Here is a 20,832-nt window from a genome sequence, read left to right on the forward strand (position 1 = left end):
ATGGGGCATGATGGCTCGCGAAACAGGAATTTTGGCGGATCGCGCGATAGCTGCGCTCTTTGAGGCGGGACGTCTCACCAGCGAGCGCGATTTGGACCACGACCAGATCCAGCCGGCAAGCCTCGATCTCAGGCTCGGCGCAAGGGCTTTTCGCGTTCGCGCGAGCTTCATGCCGGGCCCATCCCATCTTGTGTCCGACAAGCTCGATCGCCTCAGCCTCCACGTCGTCGACCTCTCCGAGGGTGCGGTTCTTGAGACAGGCTGCGTTTACATCGTTCCGTTGATGGAGCGCCTCGACCTGCCGGCCGACATGTCGGCCTCGGCCAATCCGAAGAGCTCGACGGGACGGCTAGATATCTTCACGCGCGTCATCACCGACTACGCTCAGGAGTTCGACAAGATCCCGGCGGGCTATTCCGGTCCGCTCTATCTCGAAATTAGCCCGCGCACCTTCCCGATCGTCGTGCGCCGCGGTTCGCGCCTGTCGCAGATTCGCTTCCGCGTCGGTCATTCCGTGCTTGGCGAGCCAGAGCTTCTGGCGCTGCACGATGCCGAAACGCTGGTTGCCAGCAAGCAGCCGAACGTCTCGGGCGGCGCAATTGCCCTGTCGATCGATCTGGCTGGCGACAAGGATGGCTTGATCGGTTACCGCGGAAAACATCACACGGCGGTCGTCGATGTCGACAAGAAGGCGCAGCACGACATCTACGACTTCTGGGAACCTCTCTATAGCCGCGGTCGCAATGAACTGATCCTGGATCCGGACGAGTTTTATATTCTCGTCTCGCGCGAAGCCATCCATGTGCCACCGCACTACGCGGCCGAAATGACCCCCTTCGATCCCCTGGTCGGCGAATTCCGCGTGCACTATGCGGGCTTCTTCGATCCGGGCTTTGGGCACGCCCCTGCCGGCGGTCGCGGCAGCCGCGCCGTGCTTGAGGTTCGCAGCCACGAGGTCCCGTTCATCCTCGAAGACGGCCAGATCGTCGGCCGTCTTGTCTACGAGCACATGCAGGAGCATCCGGAGAGCCTCTATGGTTCCGGCCTCGGCTCCAACTATCAGGCGCAGGGCCTGAAGCTCTCCAAGCACTTCCGCATCTGAGAACTCTGCCGGCGTGCGCCATTATTCGGCGAGAGGTGGGGCAACGTTCCTGCTGCCGATCTGGAGAAGCGGCGTTCGACGGCTGATAAAGGGTGGGCGGTAGAGCCTTCGTGAGCGCTGCGGTGTCCGCGCGGTGACGGTGTGGCGTTCCAGCTTACCGACAAGGACCGAAGGGCGCGCGAACATACGTTTCCAGAGGCCTCTTCCTGCCGCAAGCGGGTAAGCGCGCCGCGGCATCACTTCCGGCATCTCGCTGAAGATCCGCTGCACCATCTTCTGGCGAACCTCTTCCGGCGTTTTCTTGATTTCCCAGGCATCCCGCCGGTCCCTGATGCCGACGATCGACACCGATACGCCCGATCTCCCCCTGTCCATGGCGGTCACTTGGCCGGCGACATCGAAGTCGGCGAAAGGCGTAAAGATCAGAAGGTCACCCAACCGCATGTCGGCGAAGGCGACCTCGTCCTGCATGGTCATCCTTGCCCTGTGAATCGATATTGTGTCGAAGGTGCAGGGGGCTGATTTGCCGCGGCTGGCGACATGCCCTTGGCGCTCGAGGGGAAACTCGATGTCATCAAGCGCCTCTCTTGGAAGCTCGATGCAGACGAGCAGTGACACGAAGGCATAAACCATCACGACCATGCCCCATGCAACGCTGAAGCCGTCGAGATCATTGTAGGTTCCGAGCAGCGGTCCGTTCAGCATCCCGACAAATGTCAGCACAATGACGCAGAGAAATGTCCCGGCAATCGGATAAATGACTTCGACCCGCCCGCGGTCCTCGCCCTTGGCCGTCACCTTGAACGGGCGGCCGAACGGATGCAGGAGCGCATGAAAGAGGGCGATGGTGATCGGCACGGCCGAAACCATTTGCGACACTTCGGTAAAGAGCGGCAGGCTGCGTCCGCCCGAGACCCATGCGTGGAACGCCCACATGCCGGCGACCATCGGCAGTGCGTAGAGAAAGAAAGCCTCGGGCTCCATGCGAATGGCCGGTAGGCCAAGGAAATAGTAGAGCAGCGGTGCCGCCATCAGCAGCAGGATGAACGGGCGGCAGAACCAGAAAAGCAGGCCGTGAAAGTAGTGCATCCTCTGCACGATGGTGAAGCCTTTGCCAAGGAAGGGACCATCACGAAGGAGCGCTACCTGGATAGTGCCAAGGCACCAGCGGCAGCGCTGTGTAATGTAGCCGGAGAGGCTTTCGGCCGACAGGCCAACGCTCAGGCGCTCGTTCAGCCAGCGTGTCTTCAGCCCCTTCTGCAGCAGCCGATAGGTCAGGTGAATATCCTCGGTTACCGTTTCCTGGGGCATGCCGCCAATCATCGCCAAGGCGTCCCGGCGGACCACGCACGACGTTCCGACACAGAATGCGGCCCCCCAGCCATCCTTCGACGGCTGCATGACATCGAAGAAAATACGCTGGTCATCGACCCAGGCTTTCGAGGCCAGGAGATTATGCTGGACAGGATCGGCGTTGTAATAAAACTGCGGGGTCTGGATGAGGCCGACATCCGTGTTGATGAACTGGCCTACCGTACGGTTCAGAATTGCACGCTGTGGCGCGAAATCCGCATCGAGGATCAGAATGAAGGGCGCGTTGGTTTCCTTCGCCGTCTGCCGTATCGCATTGTTGATATTGCCGCCCTTGGCACCGGCATTGTCCTCGCGCCTCAGGTAGCGGACGCCGACCTCTGCGCAGTAATCCCGCAGCCAGTCTCGCCGTCCGTCGTCTAGCACCCATACCGTGAAGTTGCTGTAGTCGATCGCCTTAGCGGCAAGGATCGTTCGTTCCAGGATCGATAGTTCTTCGTTGTAGGTGCAGATGAAAACGTCCACGGCAGGCTGTCGAGCAAGTCTTGCCAGCAGTGCCTCGCTGGCGTCGGCCGCGCCGTGATGATCGGTTCGTCGAAAAAAGAAAACGATCGACAAGACCGTGTAGAAGATGACGACCAGTTCGAAGGACAAATAGATCCTGGGCCAGATCGCGTAGGCGCTCCATTCGAAGTCCGGCAAGGTCTTGGTGAGGCGAAAATACAGGTAGTTCGACAGCATCACGACGAGGATCGAACCGAAGATAATCCGGTCGGCGCTGCGGCGGCTATCGAGAAGCCAACTGCATCCCAGTATCAGCGCAATGGCCAGCGCCGAAAACAGCATCGAATCGGACAGCGTGACTACTTCTGGGGACATGGGGACTCCTTGCCATCGGACGCCTGGCCCGCGCTGCCAACGAAGGGGTTCAGATCGAGCGCGGCAAGGACGGCCCAGCCTGTGGCGCCGATATGCGGCAAACGGTAATACTTGAAGTCTCCCGGCGTAGAGTTCGGCCCGACCTGGAGGCCAGTGGACAGCTGCTCGTTGACCGTCGCGTAGATCAGGTTGCCGGGGGTTCGTTGAGCTTCGATCGTCTTGAACAATGGCTCCGCCTTCGCCGGTTGGCCGGTAAGACGAAGCACGAGGGCTGCCTGTGCCGTTCCTTCGAGCCAGATCCCGTCGCGGTCGCTGTTGAAGTCGAAGCCTCCGTCGACGCCGTGATGGATTTCTGTCCACTCGATCACGCGGCTGGCCTTGCCCTTGAAATCGGGAACCGCAATCAGTGGCCAAAGCTCCGCGTCGAGGCCGGACATCTCGATGTTCGGAGCGTTGCTATCCGGCACGCTGCCGATAAAGAACCGCCCTTCACCCTCGTTCCACATGGCGTTGAGGAACTGCAGAGCGCGGTCGCCTTGGTGCGGCCAATCCCCGCCTTCGTCCAGTTGTGCAAGCCAGCGGTCTGCCGCATAGACGTCGAGATTATGCTCGGTCGATTTCCACGTCATGCGCTCAGGCGTTGGCTCGTGGCCGAAGTAGCCACCGAAGTAGCCGGCGTTCCGGGGGTCTGTCGTGCTTCGGTGGATCCAATCCATGATTTTGCGGGCAGCGTCGAGATAGGCCGGCTGCTCTGTTTCCTCAAAGGCCATCAGCAGCGCCAGCGCGCCCCACGCGGTGCTGCCCGTTGCCGAGCCCACCTGGTAGCCGTCCTCGATCCAGGAGTTGCTGGTGGCATTCCAGTAGCCCGGTAGCAGCATCCCTTCCTTGCCTGGGGTGACCGGCCCGGACCGATATGCGTTGCGAAGACGTCCGTCGTGGTAGTGGCGATCGGTTTCCAGTGCGAGCACGAGCGCGTCGGCAACCCGGCGCGCCTCCTTCTTTCGCTGGCAGCCGTAGAGGGCCATCAGGGCGACCGCATTGTCGTAGGTGAATCCCGTATTCTCGAGAGCCGGGTGTAGCGCGGAGCCGCCATTCGCGGGTTCGAAGCTCCGAAAGATGAAAGGCTGTTCCGGCTCGCCACTCATCTGCGCGGCCAAGCCGTCACAAAGCGAGCAAGCCAATTGCCTGCGCTGTTCGTCATCCGCCTTCGCCAAAGAGGCGAAAAGCACAATGCCCGCTAGAATGAACGCAAGCACCGGTAAGGTTTGTATCGACCAATTCGCACGCTTCATTCCTGCCTCGCAATACAACGGTTGAGATCGGCGTGGTGTTATGGGGCTGCGGTCTGAGCGCTTGCGGCACGTGGACGGACGGTCTTGTCGAACAGTGTCGAGGCGGAGAGGATATTGCCGGAGGAAAAGATCTTATTGATCGCCAAGCTTGAATATCGGGCGACCCGCGAGATCATCGTTTCCCCGAGTGAAACGATGACGTCTTCGCCGACGTGGCATCCGAAGAATTTGTCATTGCTCCGCTGTGCCGTCGTCGCCTCGTCCGCTGCCGGCTCATCCATCTTGACCAGTACGTAGACTTCGTGGCCTTCGGCTTCCGGGAATTTTGCAAAGTACCGGTTCTCGGGGCCCGAGTTGAAGTATCGAACGATCTTGTAGATGTGGGCGTTTCGCTTGACCCCTTGGTTGCGGAAATTGACCATCGCCGGCATCCCGATCTCAAGCGAGGTCACGTCGCGGCTTCGATAGACGGCGGCAGCAAAAGCATCGTTGCAATCGAGTGACTTGGCGACCGGTTGTCCCTGCATGACGAAATCACCGAAGGACGCATCCACGCTGACAATCTGGCCGTGGCGCTCCGCCACGACCTCTGCGGCGCCGGTCTTGCCGAGGCGTCCCTCTTCGCGTCCAATGAGGTTTTCGACCTGTTGCTTGCGCTCTGCCATCTGATTGATTTCGATGGTGTCTTCGGCGATATCGCCGGAGAGCTTCGACCGCTGCATCTCAAGCGTCAAAAGGTTGGCGGCAACCGTGCCCCCGGTATAGATATCGCGGCTGACAAGCGATTGGACGATCTCGTTGCGGCGCAGTTCGCCTCTCGCGGCGTCGAGTTCATACTGGGCCGCATTGCGCTTCTGGCGCTGCGGCTCGATGCTCGCGTCGGAGACGAGGCCCCTTTTCAGGAGCACGAGTTGCCTCTGCAGCAACGCATCCTGTTCGCTGAGGCGCGCCTCGTATGTCTGGACGTTGGATTTCGCATTATCGATCACCGCAGATAGCTCGCTGAGCACACCGTCCTTCACGCTGGCGATCTGGGTCTTGACCTTCTCCAGTTGCTCGTTGCGCTCGGCAACCACGCTGGTCGTATTGTTGAGCTTCTCCGCCAGATCGAGTTTCTCGAGCCGCAGTCCCGTCAGCGACGTTTGGTCCTGGTTGGGGTTGGAAACCGTTGCCATCACGTCGCCGAGATTGACGACCTGCCCGACTTGCAGCGCAATCTTGTCGACCCGGCCATAGATTGGCGAAGCAATCATTTGTACGGGAGCGTTGACGACGGCGCGCGTCGAGACGATGAAAAACTGATTGGGGATCATCGCCATGGCGATGATGAAGACAAGCATAAAGGCAAATGAGTAGCCCAGTATGCGAGATACCAAAAGTATCCTGTGATCACGACGATCAAGACTAACAGTTGCGTCCTTCATTTTCTTCAATCCTGACGTTGTCACGATCTAGATGAACTGAAGGGCGTTTCCAAAGTTATTTTGTTTTGTTTCTGCCGGCGCTTATAACATTGGGGTTACTGTCAGTAAAATGACATTCTATTATTAAAAGGAGGTATGGATCGAGCGTTGCCTGAAAGTCGCAGGAGTGGACGCCGGCCGCAACGCACCAGCGCAACGTCTTATCGGCTGCGTTTTGATGGCTTGACAGACACCACCATCTGTTGAAAGTCTCGCTCTAGTGCGGGTGTAGCTCAATGGTAGAGCAGCAGCTTCCCAAGCTGAATACGAGGGTTCGATTCCCTTCACCCGCTCCAAAATCAACGATTGTTAGCCGAACATCTGCCGACGGTTTCGCGCCGCGTTGAGCAAGCCGATATGCGAATTTGCGGAACACTCCGACGTCGCCGTCGTTAACTTCCAGTCCAACAACGCAAGGAGAAAGCGCCATGGATTGGAACCGCGTCGAAGGAAACTGGAAGCAGGTGAAGGGCAAGATCAAGGAGCAGTGGGGCAAACTCACCGACGACGACCTTGATCAGATTGCCGGCAAACGCGACCAGTTGGAAGGCAAGATTCAAGAGCGCTACGGCATCGAGCGCGATCGCGCGCGGCGAGACATCGACGACTGGTACGGCCATCAGACCTGGCACTAGTCGCCATTGAGCCCGGAGCTAGCCCTCCGGGCTTTCCACGTCTTATAACCTCACGAAATGAAATCGATCTTCGTCATGAAGCCACGGTCTACGAGTTGTTGTGGTCCGTCGTAGCGGATTGAGTGATCATAGCTGAAATCGATTTCCCCCTCGCGAGCGAGGATATCCATCATTTTCTGATAGTGCTCGGACGCATTGTAGTGCTGCTTGCCCTCCGCCGCTTCCGTTATCTTCGCCTTGTAATTGGTGTAGAATTTGAAGTGCAAAATGGCGCCCCACATCGACGGGAAATTCCGGCCGTAGGGTAGCGGCTGATGAAGGCTGCTCCCAAATAGGCATGCGCTGTCCCAGTAGATCAGCGGGTATTTGATAAGCTCGTTGCCCTCTCTAAACTTCCGGCCGCGCGGGCCACCCTTGACACTGACGCCGCGCTTTCTGATCGCCGAAACGTAGCTATCGCCATCAAAATAGCGCGAGAACTGCCACGGCCTTTCGATACGAGGCGGGGGCGCATCGAATTCGCTCAGTTTCGGATACATATCCAGCATCGGAGCGGCCATTCGCTTGAGACCTTGGGCTTCGAGCGTGCGGATAAGCGAGGGCAGTGGTTGGCTGAAGCAATCGTCGTAGACAAGGAATTCATCAGAATCGACGTTTAGATACCATCGGTCGAGACCATACTTGGAAAACAGACTTTCTCGCCAGTTTCGGCCGCGTCTTGCTTCGCCAAATCGTATCGGCGACGTCCAGACGTCGACATCCGGTTCGCTCAGCAAAGCCTCGCGTGTTCCGTCGGTGGAAACGTCGTCCACACAGATGAACCGTGTTACACCCAGCTGGCGGTAGTGTTGGATGAACGCGCCTAGAAGCGCAGTGTCGTTATGCGTAACAAAGACAAGCGGCACATCGGCTGGCGCAAGGGACTTGATCTCGCGAAGCGGCTGCATCGTCACATCGCTCCGATTACGCCTTTCGCGCCGGGTTACTCGAAACGTCTCGTAGTCGGTCCGGAGGCGATCGAGGAACGACCGTGCAAGGTCCGGCACGCCAGAAGGGAATGGGTAGTTCATGAGCTGGACACCGACTCCTAGAAGATCCAAAGCAGCTTATAGCGCGTTTTCCGGCGCGCATCGTTCCAACACATCCTGAAAAACTTCGCTCTCGTCAAAAGGCCAACCGGCGGCAGTTTGTCGACGAGACGGTAGCAGCCGAGAGTGTATGTCAGTCGCTGCGAAAGCTTGTCACGGAACCCCTTCGCCCCGTACTTTTGCTGCGAGCCGGATCCTTCCCTGAAATCGAGGGTGGGGCCGGAGACATAGGCGACCAAATCGCGAACAACAAATTCCGAGAGGACATAAGACGCAAAGCCCCAAGGATTGCCGAGCTCGTACCAGCGCGCCATCAAGATATCGACTGACCGCGATCTGAACAGGCCGTAAATCCATTCCGAGGGAAATGTCAGGTTCCGTGGGACACGTCCCCTTGCGTATGACTTCTGGAAATCGAATATGTTGGCTGCCGGACTTTTCAGCTTAAAGCCCTTGTCGTTGAAGCTCTTTGTCGGGCAGGCGGCCAGCAACTTTGTGCCGTCCGCGTCAAGCGCCTCGACCAACCTTCCCAGGAAATCCCGAGATGAAAGGTCGTCCGCTGCCCTGAGGCAAAAATACTCTGCGGCTTCAGCGCCGAGCTTTACGGCCTTGGCGAAATTAGCCTCGGCACTCAGGTGGGCGTCGTTAGATACGACGGAAAAGCGGGCGTCTTTCTCGCAAAAACGCTGCGCTATCTGCAACGTCTCATCCGTCGAGCAGTTGTTGAGAACAATGGCCCGGAAATCAACGAAATCCTGATCCGCAATGGATTGCAGGCTCTCCTGCAAGGTCGCGGCGCCGTTAAAGACCGGAAACATCACCACAACTCTGGCATTTATCGGCATAACATCACCACAGACACGAAGAGAGCCGATACCGGCGAGCGACAGGTTGCTGGCTTTAAACCGCCGCTGATTTACCTCCTTGGCGCGGAAATGCAACGATTCCGTCGCCAGATGCCTTGATCCGCCTAAAAGGACGTCCCTAAGACGTAGGCCTGCAGCAAACCGCAGTAGTTGACAATTCTCTAATAAACATAGTTAATTTTTAACTATTCTCCGATATCACGGGAACGCAGACGACCCCTTGGTCGTTGTCGGCATGATCAGGAGGAGTGGCAGCATGCTTTTGAAGATTTTCACGGCAAAGCGCGAAATCCGGGATAATGGCGATACCGGCACCTACGCGGACGGCTACCATGCCCCGGAGGTGGTTCTTGCGTCAGCGCGCGAAGACGACCGTGCCTCCTATGAGCGTGACTACGGTCGCGGTCGTAAGGTCGAGCAGATTCCGCTTGGGTTCGCCTGAGTTCACATTTTGGCTTGTCTCTCGGCACGATTAGGCGCTCCGCGGCGAAGCCATGGCTATTGATGTCGGAAGACTATAAATGAGAAGGGCGGCATTGAGCCGCCCTTTGTTTTTGATCGATATTGCCGGGATCAGAATTCCGTCCAGTCGGCATCGTCGCGGGCGCTGGAAGGCGCACTGCCTGCCCCGAAGGCGCTTGCGAGCTTTTGCCCGAGTGCCCGCGCCGGTGAGCTGGAGGGGCGGGTAACGCCTGCGGTAGCGATACGGACCGGCGCCTTTCTCGTCGCGATCGGCGGTGCAGCCGGGCGCGGTGTGGAATGGATCGCGGCGGTTGGCATCGGTGCAGCGGCGACGGTTGCACTGAAGTTGCCGGTGCCGGTGAGCTTGAATTGGTCGAGCAGATGGTTAAGCGCCGCCGCTTCCGTCGCGAGCTTGTGGCTTGCCGCTGTGCTTTCCTCAACCATGGCCGCATTCTTCTGCGTCCCCTGGTCCATGGTGTTCACCGCCGTGTTGATCTCCTGCAAGCCCGTCGATTGCTCGCGCGCCGCTTCCGCAATCGCATCGACGTGTTGGTTGATCTCCTGAACCTCATGCACAATGGCATCAAGCGCCTTGCCGGTTTCGCCGACAAGCGACACGCCAGTCTGCACGTGATCGCCGGATGTCGTGATGAGCGACTTGATTTCGCGGGCGGCATTGGCCGAGCGCTGCGCGAGTTCGCGCACTTCCTGGGCGACGACGGCAAAGCCCTTGCCGGCTTCCCCCGCGCGAGCGGCCTCGACGCCGGCATTGAGGGCGAGCAGGTTCGTCTGGAAGGCGATGTCGTCGATAACGCCTATGATGTTGCCAATCTCCGCAGAAGATTGCTCGATCTGTTGCATGGCGTTGACGGCCTTGCGGACGACCTGACCGGACTTTTCGGCACCGGCGCGCGTGCGCTTCACGAGCCCGCGTGCTTCCTCGGCGCGTCTTGCGGCATCTTTCACCGTCGTGGTGATTTCCTCGAGGGCAGCGGCTGTCTCCTCGACGGAAGCTGCCTGCTGCTCGGTCCGTTTCGAAAGCTCATCCGCCGAAGCGCGGATCTCGCTTGCACCCGCGGTAATGGCGCGAGCATTGGCGCCGACCGTCTGCATGGTATCGTTCAGGCGCAGGACAGAGTTGTTGAAGTCCTGTCGCAGGATGTCGAGATCGCCGACGAAGGCCGTGTCGATCCGCGATGCGAGGTCGCCCGCGGCCAGCCGTCGCAAGCCATCGCCAAGTGCGCCGACGGCGCGCGATAGGTCAGCGGCATCGGTTGCGCGCTGCGCTTCGCGCTCACGGCGTTCACTGTCGCTGAGACTGCGGCTCTTCTCGGCCTCGCCCTCAAGCCGGATCCGATCAAGAGCGTTGTCGCGGAAGATGGCAACTGCGCCGGCCATCTGGCCTACCTCGTCGCGACGATCGAGGCCGTCGACATCGCTCTTCGTGTCGCCCTGGGCAAGCTGCATCATCCGGTCCCGCAGACGAGCCATCGGGGTAGCGATTCCCGCCTGCGCAATCCATACCGAGAGACCGAGCGCGCCCAAGACGGCGAGTCCGATCAGCACGAAAGAGAGTGTGATGCGCTCGTTGACGGTAACGGAAAGCGCGTCGCCGCCATCGTTCAGCAACGCCATCAGCGCGTCGTTGTTGGCAATCATTTTGGGAGTGACGGCGTTCAGCTTGGCGTTCAGCATGCTTGCCCCGAGCTGTGCACCCGCACTGTCCTTCGCCTTTGCAAGGTCGATGACCTTGGCGGAAAGCGCCTCCATCTCACCAATTCCGGCGAGGATGTCGTCGATCGCTTGCTTGCGGCCTGGGACCAGGGCGGCGGCCTGTTCCAGGCGTTCGCGCGCCTGGGGCATTTTGCTGGGCGCTGCGACCGCTGTATCGAAAGCAGGCGTGTCCGGCTTGAGGCCAGCGATCAACGTGACCTGAAGCACGGCGGCAGTCGCTGATGCGCTGGCGCGCGATGCCTGCATGGCCGCCAACGCCTCGTGATCGATGAAGGCGCTGTAGGTGGCGTCGGCACCACGGAATTCGGTGATCACATAAGTGAGGCCTCCGAGCGCGATCGCGCCCAGAAGCGCGACGACGGAGATGATCTTCGTCCTGATTTTGAGGTTCGTCAGCATGGATATGTCCAGTCGCTTGATCCGACCGATGGGGGCCGGCTATGGCAGCATTTTGAGAGGCAGGGCATGTCGCGGGGGATACGGCACGGTGGTATGCCTTGAAGGCTCGACATGCGCATCATGCATTTCGGCTCGCAAGCCGGCGTCGTCCCGGCGAATAGAATGGGACATTGTTTAATGCGGCCCTAACGCTTGGCGCCAATCCCAGGAAAAATCTGCCTAGGGCTGAATAGCGCTAGAAGCGGCGCAACTTCTCACTGCTGCTGACGGGGATATGGGGCGTCTTGTCCCAGAAGAAGGGTTTCCTTGGCAGCTCGAAAAGCGCACGCCATGACGCGACCGATATCATCATCCAATAGAGCGGAACATAGAGCCAGCGCCAGCCGACGCTGCGCTTTTCCTCGCGCAGCATCACGACTCTGCCGAGCAGCAGAAACAGGCCATAACTTGCCGCCGTGTTGGCAAGATCGAGCAGGAAGAGCGCGCCCTCGCCGGTGCCGGTGGGCGGAAAACCGAGCGCGAGGTAACCGGCGGTGGTGACCAAGAGCATGATCAGCCAGGGATGGGTTAGCGAGGAAAGCAGCATGCCGCCGATGAGCAACTGGAACATCAGGAAGCCGCCCATGCCCATTTCGCGCAGGAGGCGTGCCGGCTCGCGCATCATCACCAGCCAGGTCTGCAGCCAGCCTTTGAACCAGCGAGTCCGCTGGTTGAGCCAGACCCTGAACGTGGCCGGGGCATCCTCGTAGGTCGGGCAGTCGATGACGCCGCATCTGTAGCCCAGCCTATAGAGCCGCATGCCAAGATCGGCGTCTTCAGTGACGTTGTGGGGATCCCAGCCGCCGCACGCCCTAAGGTCGGCGACGCGCATATGATTGGAAGTTCCGCCAAGCGGTACCGGCATGCGCCGTCGTGCCAGCATTGGCAGCAGCATACGAAACAGGGCAGCATATTCCAGCGCGAACGCCGCACTGATCCACGATGCTGATCCGTTGGAAATGACGAGCGGTGCCTGAAGGCAGACGACATCAGGCGGGCTCGCGGCAAACTGCGCATAGGCGGCACGCAATTGGTCGGGGTGGGGGCGGTCCTCGGCATCGTAGATCACCACGAATTCGCCCCGCGCGCCGGCCAGAGCGTAGTTCAGCGCCTTGGGTTTCGTACGCGGATGGGCGGGTGGCACCTCGACGATCTCGAATTGCGGTTCAAGGCGTTCGGACCTCAATGCCTCAATCGTCGCATGATCGTCCGCCTCGCACACCAGCTTGATATCGAGCCTTGACATCGGCCAGTTCAGCCGGCGAAGCGCCCTGACGAGTTGGGCTACCACGTCCGCTTCCCTATAGAGGGCGATGAGGACGGTGTAGACGGGAAGACGTTCCGATGCGGGCAGGCTCGGAACCCCGCTCTTGCGGTCCACTAGGGCGACCGCTCGGACAAGGATTGCGGCCAGGTAAAGCAGAGAGATCGCCGCGTGCAGGATGGTCAGACTGAGTGTGCCTGTTGCAAGGGCGAAGGCAAATGCGCAGACGCCTGTCCCGGCGAGAAATCCCTGCTTGCCCGACAAGACAATCCGGGCGCTGAAGCGAGCCTTGTCCTCGAAGAGTGTGGTTACACTTTCTCGCAGCCGCCTGACGCTGCCGGTTCGCCATACCGCGGCTCGCAATGCGGCCGGCGTCGTGATGACGATGCTGTCGGCCAGTCCCGGCTTCTTCTCGAATAGCTGCGAGAGTGCCGCGAGGTTTCGAGCCTCCGGCACAATCGCGAGCATGCCTTTGTTGATATAGGTGAGGCGGACGCAGCGGGCCTGCGCGAGTTGGCTGTCGAGTGCCTTGTCGTCGTTGACGAGGGAACTGTCGATTGTCGGAAGAAATGGAAGCCGAAGCCCGCGTGCGAGCGCGGCGTAGTAGCTGTCGGCGTCGACCGCCCCGCCGGCAAGCAGTTCCTGTTCGATGCTGGTGCCGTTGCGGCGGGCGAGTTGCATTGCACGGGCGATTGTCGGCTTGCCGATGCCGAGTTGCAGCAGAACCTCGGCTTCCTGCTCATAGGAGTCAGTCGCTACGCGCGCCGGTGGTGGCGCGTCGTGGCGTATTGAATGATCATACAAGCGCGTATGGGCCTCGATGCCGCCCGGCGCATATTCCCCGACACGCATGACTCTGATACACCGTTTTCAGAATGGCAGTGCATGCTTTCCCCAGGGCGGATCATAATGGTGCAATTTAAACTAGCATCCCTGAATCTTAAGGGGCTACGCAGCTTTTGGCTGTCTCTGGTTGTGTTTTTTTGCCCGTTTCTGGCGTTCGCGCAGCAGGCGACGCCGAGTTTGCCCCTGCTGTTCGATTCCAGGGAACGGCTTGCAAAGCCGGATCTTTCGTCGCTCGTGCGCCTGCGTTTCCTGACGACCATCGATTTTCCGCCCTTCAACTTTACGGATCAGAACGGCAAACTTGCCGGCTTCAATGTCGATCTCGTTCGCGAGATCTGTAACGAACTGGAGATTGCAAACAGATGCCAGATCCAGGCGCTGCCGTTCGCTGACCTGAATGCCGCGCTCGCCGCCTCGCAGGGTGACGCCGTGATTGCGGGCATTGCAGTCAGCGAAGAACTGCGGCGGCAGTTCGCCTTTTCGCGCCCTTACCTGATGTTGCCCGCCCGCTTCGTTCTCAATCTGAAGGCGCCGATCAAGGGCAAGGATGCGAGCGCTCTGGCCGAGCATCCGGTCGGCGTTGTCAAGGCGACAGCACACGAAGCGATGCTGGCCGCCTATTTCCCGAAGGTGAAAGCCGTACCATTCGACAACAAGGACGCGCTTCTGGCGGCGCTGAGGGATGGTAAGGTCGAGGCCGCCTTCGCAGATTCGCTCCAGCTTTCGTTCTGGGTGTCGTCGCAGGCCTCGTCGAAGTGCTGCGCGCTCTTCGACGGCCCCTATTTGTCTGAGCAGTTTCTTGGCGAGGGAATGACGATCATGCTGCGCCAGAAGGACGATGTTCTGACGGCTGCGCTCGACCACGCGCTAGCAGCCTTGTCGCGCAGCGGCCGACTGCAGGAAATCTACCTTCGCTATTTCCCTTACGGCCTGTATTAGCCTTTGCGGAAGCGGGCGATCGCGCTGCGCTCAATGGCGGCGCAGGTGAGCTTGTCGAGACCGAGGCGGTCGCGCAGCAGGCTGAGCAGGCGTAACTCTTCGGCCTTGACCGAAAGGTCGGCGGAGGCGACTTCCACCGCCAGCGCGTAGGCCGTGTCATAGAGGCGCGAAGGCAGCGTGTCCTTGACGGTTTCGAGCACGATGTCGAGGCCCTCGGGGCCAGCGAGCAGCGCAGCGCAGTCGCGCGCCACGGAAATCAGCTTCTCGTCGTCGAAATCACGAAAGACCGGCAGGAAGCCGATGAGTTGGCCGATGCGCTCCATCTCGCGATCGTTCATCGTGCTGTCGACGGCGGATGCCATCACCATCACGTAGATCAGTGCGTCATGCGCAGAAAGCGGCTTGTTCATATCTCGATGATTCCTCTGGAGCGAGCCCAGAGTCTAGGAATTGGCCGGCGACATTACAAGCCGTCGGACGGGAGATCGGAGGGTGGATTCTCAAGGGTGCCGGTTTCAGCGGCGCTACGAGGGTCGTCGCCATAAATGCCTTTGCCCGCCTGCCTTGCCGTCTCGCCGGCTTCGGTGAGTGCTGATCCTTTTTCCGCCTCTGCCCAGCCGTTCGCAACAAGCCACTGCGAAATGTCCTGCGTGCCGATCCTGCAGGCTGCCGTCACCATGCCTGTCCACTCGGTGCTGTCGAGATCGCAGCGCACGGTCCTGAGGCGTAGAAGCAGCCGCACATTGGTCTTCGCCAGCATCCCGCATGGCCATACCCGGCCCTTGCCGTCAGTACATGTTTTGTCCGCCGGCGTCGGGTTGATACCTGCAAGCTGCAGGCGGCGGTCGCCAAACGCGAGGACGCCAGCGCTTTCGGCAATCGGGCGAACGAGGTTGACGCCAGTATCGTCGGCAGGCTTTGCCGGCGGCTGCGGCTCCACCGCCGCGATGCGCTCGAGCGGCTTGCCGTCGATGGCCGCGGGGTAGAACTGGCTGGCCTCGTCGACGCGCCGCGCGTGCATGCTGGCCTCGGGATTTGTCGTCGATGGGATCAGGGCGGGAGGAGGCGCATCGATTTCTACAGGGGCTGCAGTTTCCACCGGATCAATAGCCGCACCAAGCCGTTGTCCGCCGGCCGTGATCAGGCCCGCGACAATTCCGATCCCTGCAACAGCCGTCAGAATTGCCGCAGGACGCATGGAATATATTCCTACTGGCTGGCCCAGATGATCCGGGCGATCCAATCGACGTCGGAAAGCTCGATCGTCCGGTTCGGATGTTCGGGATTCAGCGACATCAATTCGATCGACCGGGGGCTCTGGCGCAACAGCACCTTCGCCATCACTTCGCCTTCGCGCGTCTTGACGACGACACGGTCGTTGCGGCGAACTTGCGCACCTGGCTCGACGATCAAAACGTCGCCGTCGCGGTAGAGCGGCATCATGCTCTCGCCCTGGACCTCGAGCGCATAGACGCCCGCCTTCTGCGACGGCGCCGCGGGAAACTCCACCACGTCCCAGCCTTGTCCGGCCGGAAAGCCGCCATCATCGAAGAAACCGCCGGCGCCGGCCTGCGCAAAGCCGAGAAGTGGGATCGAGCTGCCCTGCGGCGGGAAGGCGCCGTCAGGAAGGCTGGAAAAACTTCCCGCGGGGCGCATGAAGGTCAGGAACTGCTCCATGCTGGCGCCCGTTGCATCCAGCACCTTGGCGATCGATTCCGTCGACGGCCAGCGCAACCGCCCATCGGCAGAGAGCCGCTTGGATTTGTTGAAGGAGGTCGGGTCGAGCCCCGCCCGTCGGGCAAGACCGGATGGCGTCAGGTCATGCCGTTCGGCAAGCCTGTCGATCGCCCCCCAGATCTGCTCGTGTGACAGCATGTCGCCTGATTCCTGCGCGCGTGCGCGATCCTTCACGGCGAAATATTACCCGCAAGCCTATCGGGAGTAAAGAGAGGAAAGGAATAAAATCCTGTCGACAGATCAGGCCACCATGGCCATGTTGATCTTGCCGAGTTGGATGACCGCCTGCGTGCGGCTATCGACATTGAGCTTGAGCAGAATGGCCGAGACATGCGCCTTGATCGTCGCCTCGGACACGCCGAGCTCGTAGGCGATCTGCTTGTTGAGGAGCCCTTCCGCCAACATCGTCAGCACACGGCTCTGCTGCGGTGTCAGCGTGTGCAGCCGATGGATCAGATCGGCGACATCGGGGTCCTGCTCCTGGCCGTCCCGATAGCTTTCAGGTGTGGCGATATCGCCGGCGAGAACCGTCTGGATGCCGCGGCGAATGTCGTCGATCCCCGAGGACTTGGAAATGAAGCCGGATGCGCCGAGTTCCAGTGCGCGTCGGATCGTGGTGGCGTCATCGGTGGCCGAGACAATGACGATTGGCAGCCCGGCGAATTCGGAGCGAAGCGCCATCAGCCCGGAAAAGCCGCTGACACCCGGCATCGAAAGATCGAGCAGCATCAGATCCGCCTCGGGATGCTTCCCGGCCGCCATCCGTGCTGCAGCAAAATCGCCGGCCTCAACGATATCGGGATGGCTTTCCATGCCGATCACCGCCTGGCGAAGCGCATCCCGGAAAAGCGGATGGTCGTCGGCAATGATGATTGTCTGTTCCTGCATCGATAACTCCCTCCCAAGAGCTCGACTGCCGCGTCATGTCTCGTGCTCCTCACGCGATACATGCCGTCATTCCGATGCGACTATAGCAAATCATGTCTTTTGAGGAAGGGTATTGCGGTCCTCTTCGCCTTGGAATTCCTTGACTATCCCCATGAAGCTGCGCATCCAGCGTTCCATGATGCCGATCGAGCGGTTGATTTCCTCGTCGGAGGGCAAGGCCTTGTTGACGATACTTTTGTTCTCCAGTGCCGTGACGCGAGCCGAAAGCCGGTCGAGCTCCTGCTCGTAAGCCGCCCGCTCATCGGCGGCCATACGGCAGACGAGCGTGCCGTCCTTTTCCTCGCAGAGCGACATGGCGCCGGTCTGCCTGTCGAGACGCACGAAGTGGTCGCCGCTCCGCTCCAGCTCGAAGCGCGACGCTCCCGTTTCCGCTGCCTGGACGCCGAGCGGCAGGAGAAGCGCAAAAAGGCCGATTGCGATATTTCTCATGGTTTCCTCCGGAAATCTCGGTGGCCACCGCATTTTTCGCGGCAAGGCGTGGACAACGCCGCCGCTTTGCGGCAAAGCCCGGGAAAGACCAGCGATACCGAGGCCATCATGACCCTGACACCCACGCTTTACAAGATCGTGACGGAAACGCTCTGGCAGGAAGCGAAGGAGGCCGGCGTTTTTCGCGGCGCTCCGATCGACCTTTCGGATGGCTACATCCACTTCTCGACCGCCACGCAGGTCAAGCAGACGGCAGCACTCTATTTCGCCGGCCAGACGGGACTTCTGCTCGTTGCCGTCGATAGCAGCAAGTTCGGCGACGAGCTCGTTTTCGAAGCCTCGCGCGGCGGTGCCCTCTTCCCGCATCTCTATGCGGAACTGCCATTGTCGGCCGTTTTGTGGGAGGCGGCGCTGCCGCTCGATGTCGCCGGCCAGCACATCTTTCCGGACCTTCAACCATGATCGATCTCTTCAAGCATGCCGCCCGCAAGGGTCTCTTCCTCTTCGACCCGGAAACGGCGCACGGCATGTCGATCGCCGCGCTGAAGGCGGGGGCCGTACCGGCCTGCCGGATTGCGCCGGATCCGCGCCTGCGGCAGACCGTTGCGGGGCTCGATTTCATCAACCCGATCGGCATGGCTGCCGGCTACGACAAGAACGCTGAGGTACCCGAAGCGTTGCTGAAGATCGGCTTCGGCTTTACCGAGATCGGCACCGTGACGCCGAAGGCCCAGCCTGGCAATTCGCGCCCGCGTATCTTCCGTCTGGTCGAGGATGAGGGCGTCATCAACCGCCTCGGCTTCAACAATGAAGGCCACGATACCGCCTTTGCGCGTCTCGCGACCATTCGTGGCAACGGCATGATCGGCGTCAACATCGGCGCCAACAAGGACAGCGAAGACCGCATCGGCGACTATGTCCTCGGCATCCGCCGGTTCTATTCCGTTGCCCGTTATTTCACCGCCAACATCTCATCACCGAACACGCCGGGCCTGCGTGATCTGCAGGCGCGCGAAAGCCTTGCAGCCTTGTTGTCGGCCGTGCTCACCGCCCGCGACGCCGAAGCGGAAAAGGCAGGCAGAAAAATCCCGGTCTTTCTGAAGATCGCACCCGATCTCACGGAAGAGGGACTGGACGATATCGCCGCCGAAGCGCTGTCGAATGCCCTGGACGGCCTGATCGTCTCGAACACGACGCTCTCCCGCGAAGGCCTCAGGGACCAGCATCAGGCGAAGGAGGCGGGCGGGCTTTCCGGCAAGCCGCTCTTTGACAAGTCGACCGCCGTCCTCGCCAAGATGCGCAAGCGCGTCGGTCCGGCTCTGCCGATCATCGGTGTCGGCGGCGTTTCGTCTGCGGAAACGGCGCTCGAGAAGATCAAGGCCGGCGCCGATCTCGTGCAGCTCTATTCCTGCATGGTCTATGAAGGGCCAGGCCTGCCGGGCACGGTCGTTCGCGGCCTCTCAAAGCTGCTCGATCGGGAGCAGGTCAAATCCGTCCGCGACCTCAGGGACACGAAGACGGATTACTGGGCGGCACGGAACGTCTGATCCGCCCGCGGCCGCACGAGCATTGCCAGGAAGACGCCGCGGAACAGCAGGAAGCCGTTCATCGCCAGCCATAGGCCATGGTTGCCGAACGGCGGCACGAAAGCGGCCAGCGCTAAGAGATAGCCGGCAAACGACATCAGCATTCGATTGCGCATGTCGGTCGACCATGTGGCGCCGATGAACACGCCGTCCATCAGGAAGGCCAACGCGCCGGTAAGCCCGGTAACGGCGGCCCAGGGCAGGTAGGTTTCGGCTGCCTGCTGTACTTCGGGCGAAGTGGTCAGCAGCGAAATCAGCCACGGACCGGCCAGCAGGAAGAACACGGAAATGATGCCGGCGAGCCCAAACGACCAGAGCGCCGTTAGCTTCAGGCCGCGGTCGAACGCCGGCCGGTATCGTGCCCCGATTGCCCGTCCGGTGATCTGTTCCGCCGCATTGGCCAGTCCGTCGAGATAATATCCCGACAGCAGGAAGAAGTTCATCAGCACGGCGTTAGCGGCCAGCGTCACCGCCCCGAAGCTTGTTCCGATCCTTGTCATGACAGTGAAGGCGGCGAGCAGCACGAACGTGCGGATCAGGATGTCGCGGTTCAGCGCGAAGAGCTCGGCCAGGCGATGCCGAGAGAAAACCTCCGTGCGGGTTGGCCGATGTGCGCGAGCGAAGCCGCGGAGGACAATCAGCAGGCCGACGACAGCGCCGACCGTCTCGCCGACCATCGTACCCCACGCCACGCCCGCGACGCCCCAGTCGAGCCAGAGGCCAAGGAAAATCGCCAGCACGATGTTGATGCCGTTGATGATCGTCTGCAGCAACAGGCCGATGCTGCCCTGGCCGCGACCGAGGACGAAGCCGAGGATCGCGTAATTGGCAAGCGCCGCCGGGCCGGCAAGAATGCGGATGGAGAAATAGGTGCTCGTGGCAGCGGCAACAGCGCTTTCCGGTCCCATCAGCTTCAGCCCGGCCGTTAGTAGCAGCGGCGAGAGACAGAGAAGTGCTATGCCGCAACCAAGCGCAGAGATCAGCGCTCGCCAGAAAACACCCTGCTCTGCATGTCGGTCGTGCCGCCCAAAGGCCTGCGCCGTCAGTCCGGTGGTGGAGGCGCGCAGGAAATTGAAGCTGCCGAGGATCAGATCGAACAGCATGGCGCCGATCGCAAGGCCTGCCAAAGCATCCGGCTGGCCCATGTGCCCGACGACGCCGGTGCCGACAAGGCCGAGCAGCGGCGTAGTGATAAAGCCGAGCGTCATCGGAATCGCGATCGACAGCACCAGTCGGTGCGTCACGTCGAAGGCTAGCCTATTCTCGTGACCGTGAGTATCCATGTCTGCCTCTGGGGAGAGAGGCAGAATCGCCTCAGCCGGAAAGCACCATTGCCCAGTAAGGGACATTTTTGGAAGCGGAATTGTGGGCCACGGCAACACCGAGACCGCTGTAACGGCCGAGCATGTTTTCTAGATGGTGTGGAGAATTGATCCAGGCGGTCACGACGGCCGGAACCGACTGCTGACCGGCCGCTATGTTTTCCGCAGCCGGCATCTGTACACCGCTTGCCTTGACGCGTGGCGCGAAACCGTCACCGATGCCCATCACGTGCTTCATCTTGCCGGCGGACGCCATGCGCTTCGCCTGGAACATCGCCGCATCCTTCGCTGCCGGATCCGCCGACAGCGGCGGCAGCCCGTTCTTGGCGCGCAACTGATTGACAAGCGGCAGGGCGTCCGCCGTCTCGTCTTCGCCGTCCGAAGGGGTGCCCGAAAACTTTGGCGCGGTCGTGCAGCTTGCAACACCCGCAACCAGCACGAGACCGGACATGTGCAGCAGGCCGCGCCGCGAGAGGATCAGAGAGGTCATG

20 protein-coding genes and 1 tRNA gene are annotated in these 20,832 nt (G+C 60.6%); 7 read left to right on the top strand and 14 right to left on the bottom strand.

Going from position 1 to position 20,832, the window contains the following annotated elements:
* The first annotated feature begins 7 nt into the window (after positions 1 to 7).
* Complete coding sequence (locus tag FHT76_RS16650) at positions 8 to 1,102, top strand: 2'-deoxycytidine 5'-triphosphate deaminase (protein WP_183860379.1); 1,095 nt, start codon at positions 8 to 10, stop codon at positions 1,100 to 1,102.
* 21 nt (positions 1,103 to 1,123) lie between these two features.
* Here the strand turns inward: FHT76_RS16650 and FHT76_RS16655 are convergent, their stop codons facing one another.
* From FHT76_RS16655 to FHT76_RS16665, 3 genes are read right to left on the bottom strand one after another with little or no spacing between them, the layout of a single operon-like run.
* Positions 1,124 to 3,292, bottom strand: coding sequence for a glycosyltransferase (locus FHT76_RS16655; protein ID WP_183860377.1), 2,169 nt, complete (start codon positions 3,290 to 3,292; stop codon positions 1,124 to 1,126).
* Positions 3,277 to 4,584: a hypothetical protein gene (locus FHT76_RS16660; protein WP_259185694.1), complete on the bottom strand. Its 1,308-nt coding sequence runs from the start codon at positions 4,582 to 4,584 to the stop codon at positions 3,277 to 3,279. The genes FHT76_RS16655 and FHT76_RS16660 overlap by 16 nt, the downstream gene beginning before the upstream one ends.
* Before the next feature lie 38 nt (positions 4,585 to 4,622).
* Complete coding sequence (locus tag FHT76_RS16665) at positions 4,623 to 6,008, bottom strand: HlyD family secretion protein (RefSeq protein ID WP_259185695.1); 1,386 nt, start codon at positions 6,006 to 6,008, stop codon at positions 4,623 to 4,625.
* Positions 6,009 to 6,269: 261 nt separating this feature from the next.
* On the opposite strand from FHT76_RS16665, the gene FHT76_RS16670 reads away from it, so the two are divergent.
* Positions 6,270 to 6,343 (top strand) — tRNA-Gly (locus tag FHT76_RS16670).
* A gap of 132 nt (positions 6,344 to 6,475) precedes the next feature.
* Positions 6,476 to 6,682 carry a CsbD family protein gene (locus FHT76_RS16675; protein WP_259185696.1) on the top strand — a complete coding sequence of 69 codons (207 nt, stop codon included), beginning with the start codon at positions 6,476 to 6,478 and terminating at the stop codon, positions 6,680 to 6,682.
* A gap of 50 nt (positions 6,683 to 6,732) precedes the next feature.
* Here FHT76_RS16675 and FHT76_RS16680 read toward each other — a convergent pair whose 3' ends face one another.
* On the bottom strand, positions 6,733 to 7,752 hold the full coding sequence (locus tag FHT76_RS16680) for a glycosyltransferase family 2 protein (RefSeq protein WP_259185698.1): 1,020 nt from the start codon (positions 7,750 to 7,752) through the stop codon (positions 6,733 to 6,735).
* A gap of 17 nt (positions 7,753 to 7,769) precedes the next feature.
* A complete protein-coding gene (locus tag FHT76_RS16685) occupies positions 7,770 to 8,588 on the bottom strand; it encodes a glycosyltransferase family 2 protein (protein ID WP_405049504.1) in 819 nt (272 codons plus the stop codon).
* 304 nt (positions 8,589 to 8,892) lie between these two features.
* Here FHT76_RS16685 and FHT76_RS16690 point away from each other — a divergent pair, with 304 nt between their 5' ends.
* Positions 8,893 to 9,078 carry a hypothetical protein gene (locus FHT76_RS16690; protein WP_016552630.1) on the top strand — a complete coding sequence of 62 codons (186 nt, stop codon included), beginning with the start codon at positions 8,893 to 8,895 and terminating at the stop codon, positions 9,076 to 9,078.
* Between the two features lie 131 nt (positions 9,079 to 9,209).
* Here FHT76_RS16690 and FHT76_RS16695 read toward each other — a convergent pair whose 3' ends face one another.
* A complete protein-coding gene (locus FHT76_RS16695; RefSeq protein WP_259185701.1) occupies positions 9,210 to 11,231 on the bottom strand; it encodes a methyl-accepting chemotaxis protein in 2,022 nt (673 codons plus the stop codon).
* Positions 11,232 to 11,466: 235 nt separating this feature from the next.
* Positions 11,467 to 13,386 (bottom strand): glycosyltransferase family 2 protein, encoded by a 1,920-nt coding sequence (locus tag FHT76_RS16700; RefSeq protein ID WP_259185702.1) that lies wholly within the window; start codon positions 13,384 to 13,386, stop codon positions 11,467 to 11,469.
* A gap of 57 nt (positions 13,387 to 13,443) precedes the next feature.
* Here FHT76_RS16700 and FHT76_RS16705 point away from each other — a divergent pair, with 57 nt between their 5' ends.
* Positions 13,444 to 14,319: a transporter substrate-binding domain-containing protein gene (locus FHT76_RS16705; protein ID WP_183860362.1), complete on the top strand. Its 876-nt coding sequence runs from the start codon at positions 13,444 to 13,446 to the stop codon at positions 14,317 to 14,319.
* Here FHT76_RS16705 and FHT76_RS16710 read toward each other — a convergent pair.
* From FHT76_RS16710 to FHT76_RS16730, 5 genes are all read right to left on the bottom strand, one after another.
* Positions 14,316 to 14,729, bottom strand: coding sequence for a tellurite resistance TerB family protein (locus tag FHT76_RS16710; protein ID WP_007529830.1), 414 nt, complete (start codon positions 14,727 to 14,729; stop codon positions 14,316 to 14,318). The two genes, FHT76_RS16705 and FHT76_RS16710, sit on opposite strands and share 4 nt — an antisense overlap.
* A gap of 53 nt (positions 14,730 to 14,782) precedes the next feature.
* Positions 14,783 to 15,517, bottom strand: coding sequence for a thermonuclease family protein (locus tag FHT76_RS16715; protein WP_183860360.1), 735 nt, complete (start codon positions 15,515 to 15,517; stop codon positions 14,783 to 14,785).
* 11 nt (positions 15,518 to 15,528) lie between these two features.
* Positions 15,529 to 16,194 carry a helix-turn-helix transcriptional regulator gene (locus tag FHT76_RS16720; RefSeq protein ID WP_183752876.1) on the bottom strand — a complete coding sequence of 222 codons (666 nt, stop codon included), beginning with the start codon at positions 16,192 to 16,194 and terminating at the stop codon, positions 15,529 to 15,531.
* Positions 16,195 to 16,296: 102 nt separating this feature from the next.
* Positions 16,297 to 16,944, bottom strand: coding sequence for a response regulator transcription factor (locus tag FHT76_RS16725; RefSeq protein ID WP_183752874.1), 648 nt, complete (start codon positions 16,942 to 16,944; stop codon positions 16,297 to 16,299).
* Between the two features lie 90 nt (positions 16,945 to 17,034).
* Positions 17,035 to 17,433 carry a hypothetical protein gene (locus tag FHT76_RS16730; protein ID WP_259126437.1) on the bottom strand — a complete coding sequence of 133 codons (399 nt, stop codon included), beginning with the start codon at positions 17,431 to 17,433 and terminating at the stop codon, positions 17,035 to 17,037.
* Between the two features lie 108 nt (positions 17,434 to 17,541).
* Here FHT76_RS16730 and FHT76_RS16735 point away from each other — a divergent pair, with 108 nt between their 5' ends.
* Positions 17,542 to 17,895, top strand: coding sequence for a DUF952 domain-containing protein (locus FHT76_RS16735; protein WP_183860356.1), 354 nt, complete (start codon positions 17,542 to 17,544; stop codon positions 17,893 to 17,895).
* Positions 17,892 to 18,980 carry a quinone-dependent dihydroorotate dehydrogenase gene (locus FHT76_RS16740; RefSeq protein ID WP_183860354.1) on the top strand — a complete coding sequence of 363 codons (1,089 nt, stop codon included), beginning with the start codon at positions 17,892 to 17,894 and terminating at the stop codon, positions 18,978 to 18,980. Before FHT76_RS16735 ends, FHT76_RS16740 begins: the two co-directional genes overlap by 4 nt.
* Here the strand turns inward: FHT76_RS16740 and FHT76_RS16745 are convergent.
* Together FHT76_RS16745 and FHT76_RS16750 are read right to left on the bottom strand one after the other, a co-directional pair.
* Positions 18,956 to 20,302, bottom strand: a complete 1,347-nt coding sequence (locus FHT76_RS16745; protein ID WP_259126439.1) for an MATE family efflux transporter — start codon at positions 20,300 to 20,302, stop codon at positions 18,956 to 18,958. The two genes, FHT76_RS16740 and FHT76_RS16745, sit on opposite strands and share 25 nt — an antisense overlap.
* A gap of 31 nt (positions 20,303 to 20,333) precedes the next feature.
* The gene (locus FHT76_RS16750) at positions 20,334 to 20,831 is read right to left on the bottom strand and encodes a CAP domain-containing protein (protein ID WP_183752864.1); all 498 of its coding nucleotides are present in this window, start codon (positions 20,829 to 20,831) and stop codon (positions 20,334 to 20,336) included.
* Between the last annotated feature and the right edge of the window lies 1 nt (position 20,832).

This window comes from Rhizobium sp. BK176 (assembly GCF_024808055.1).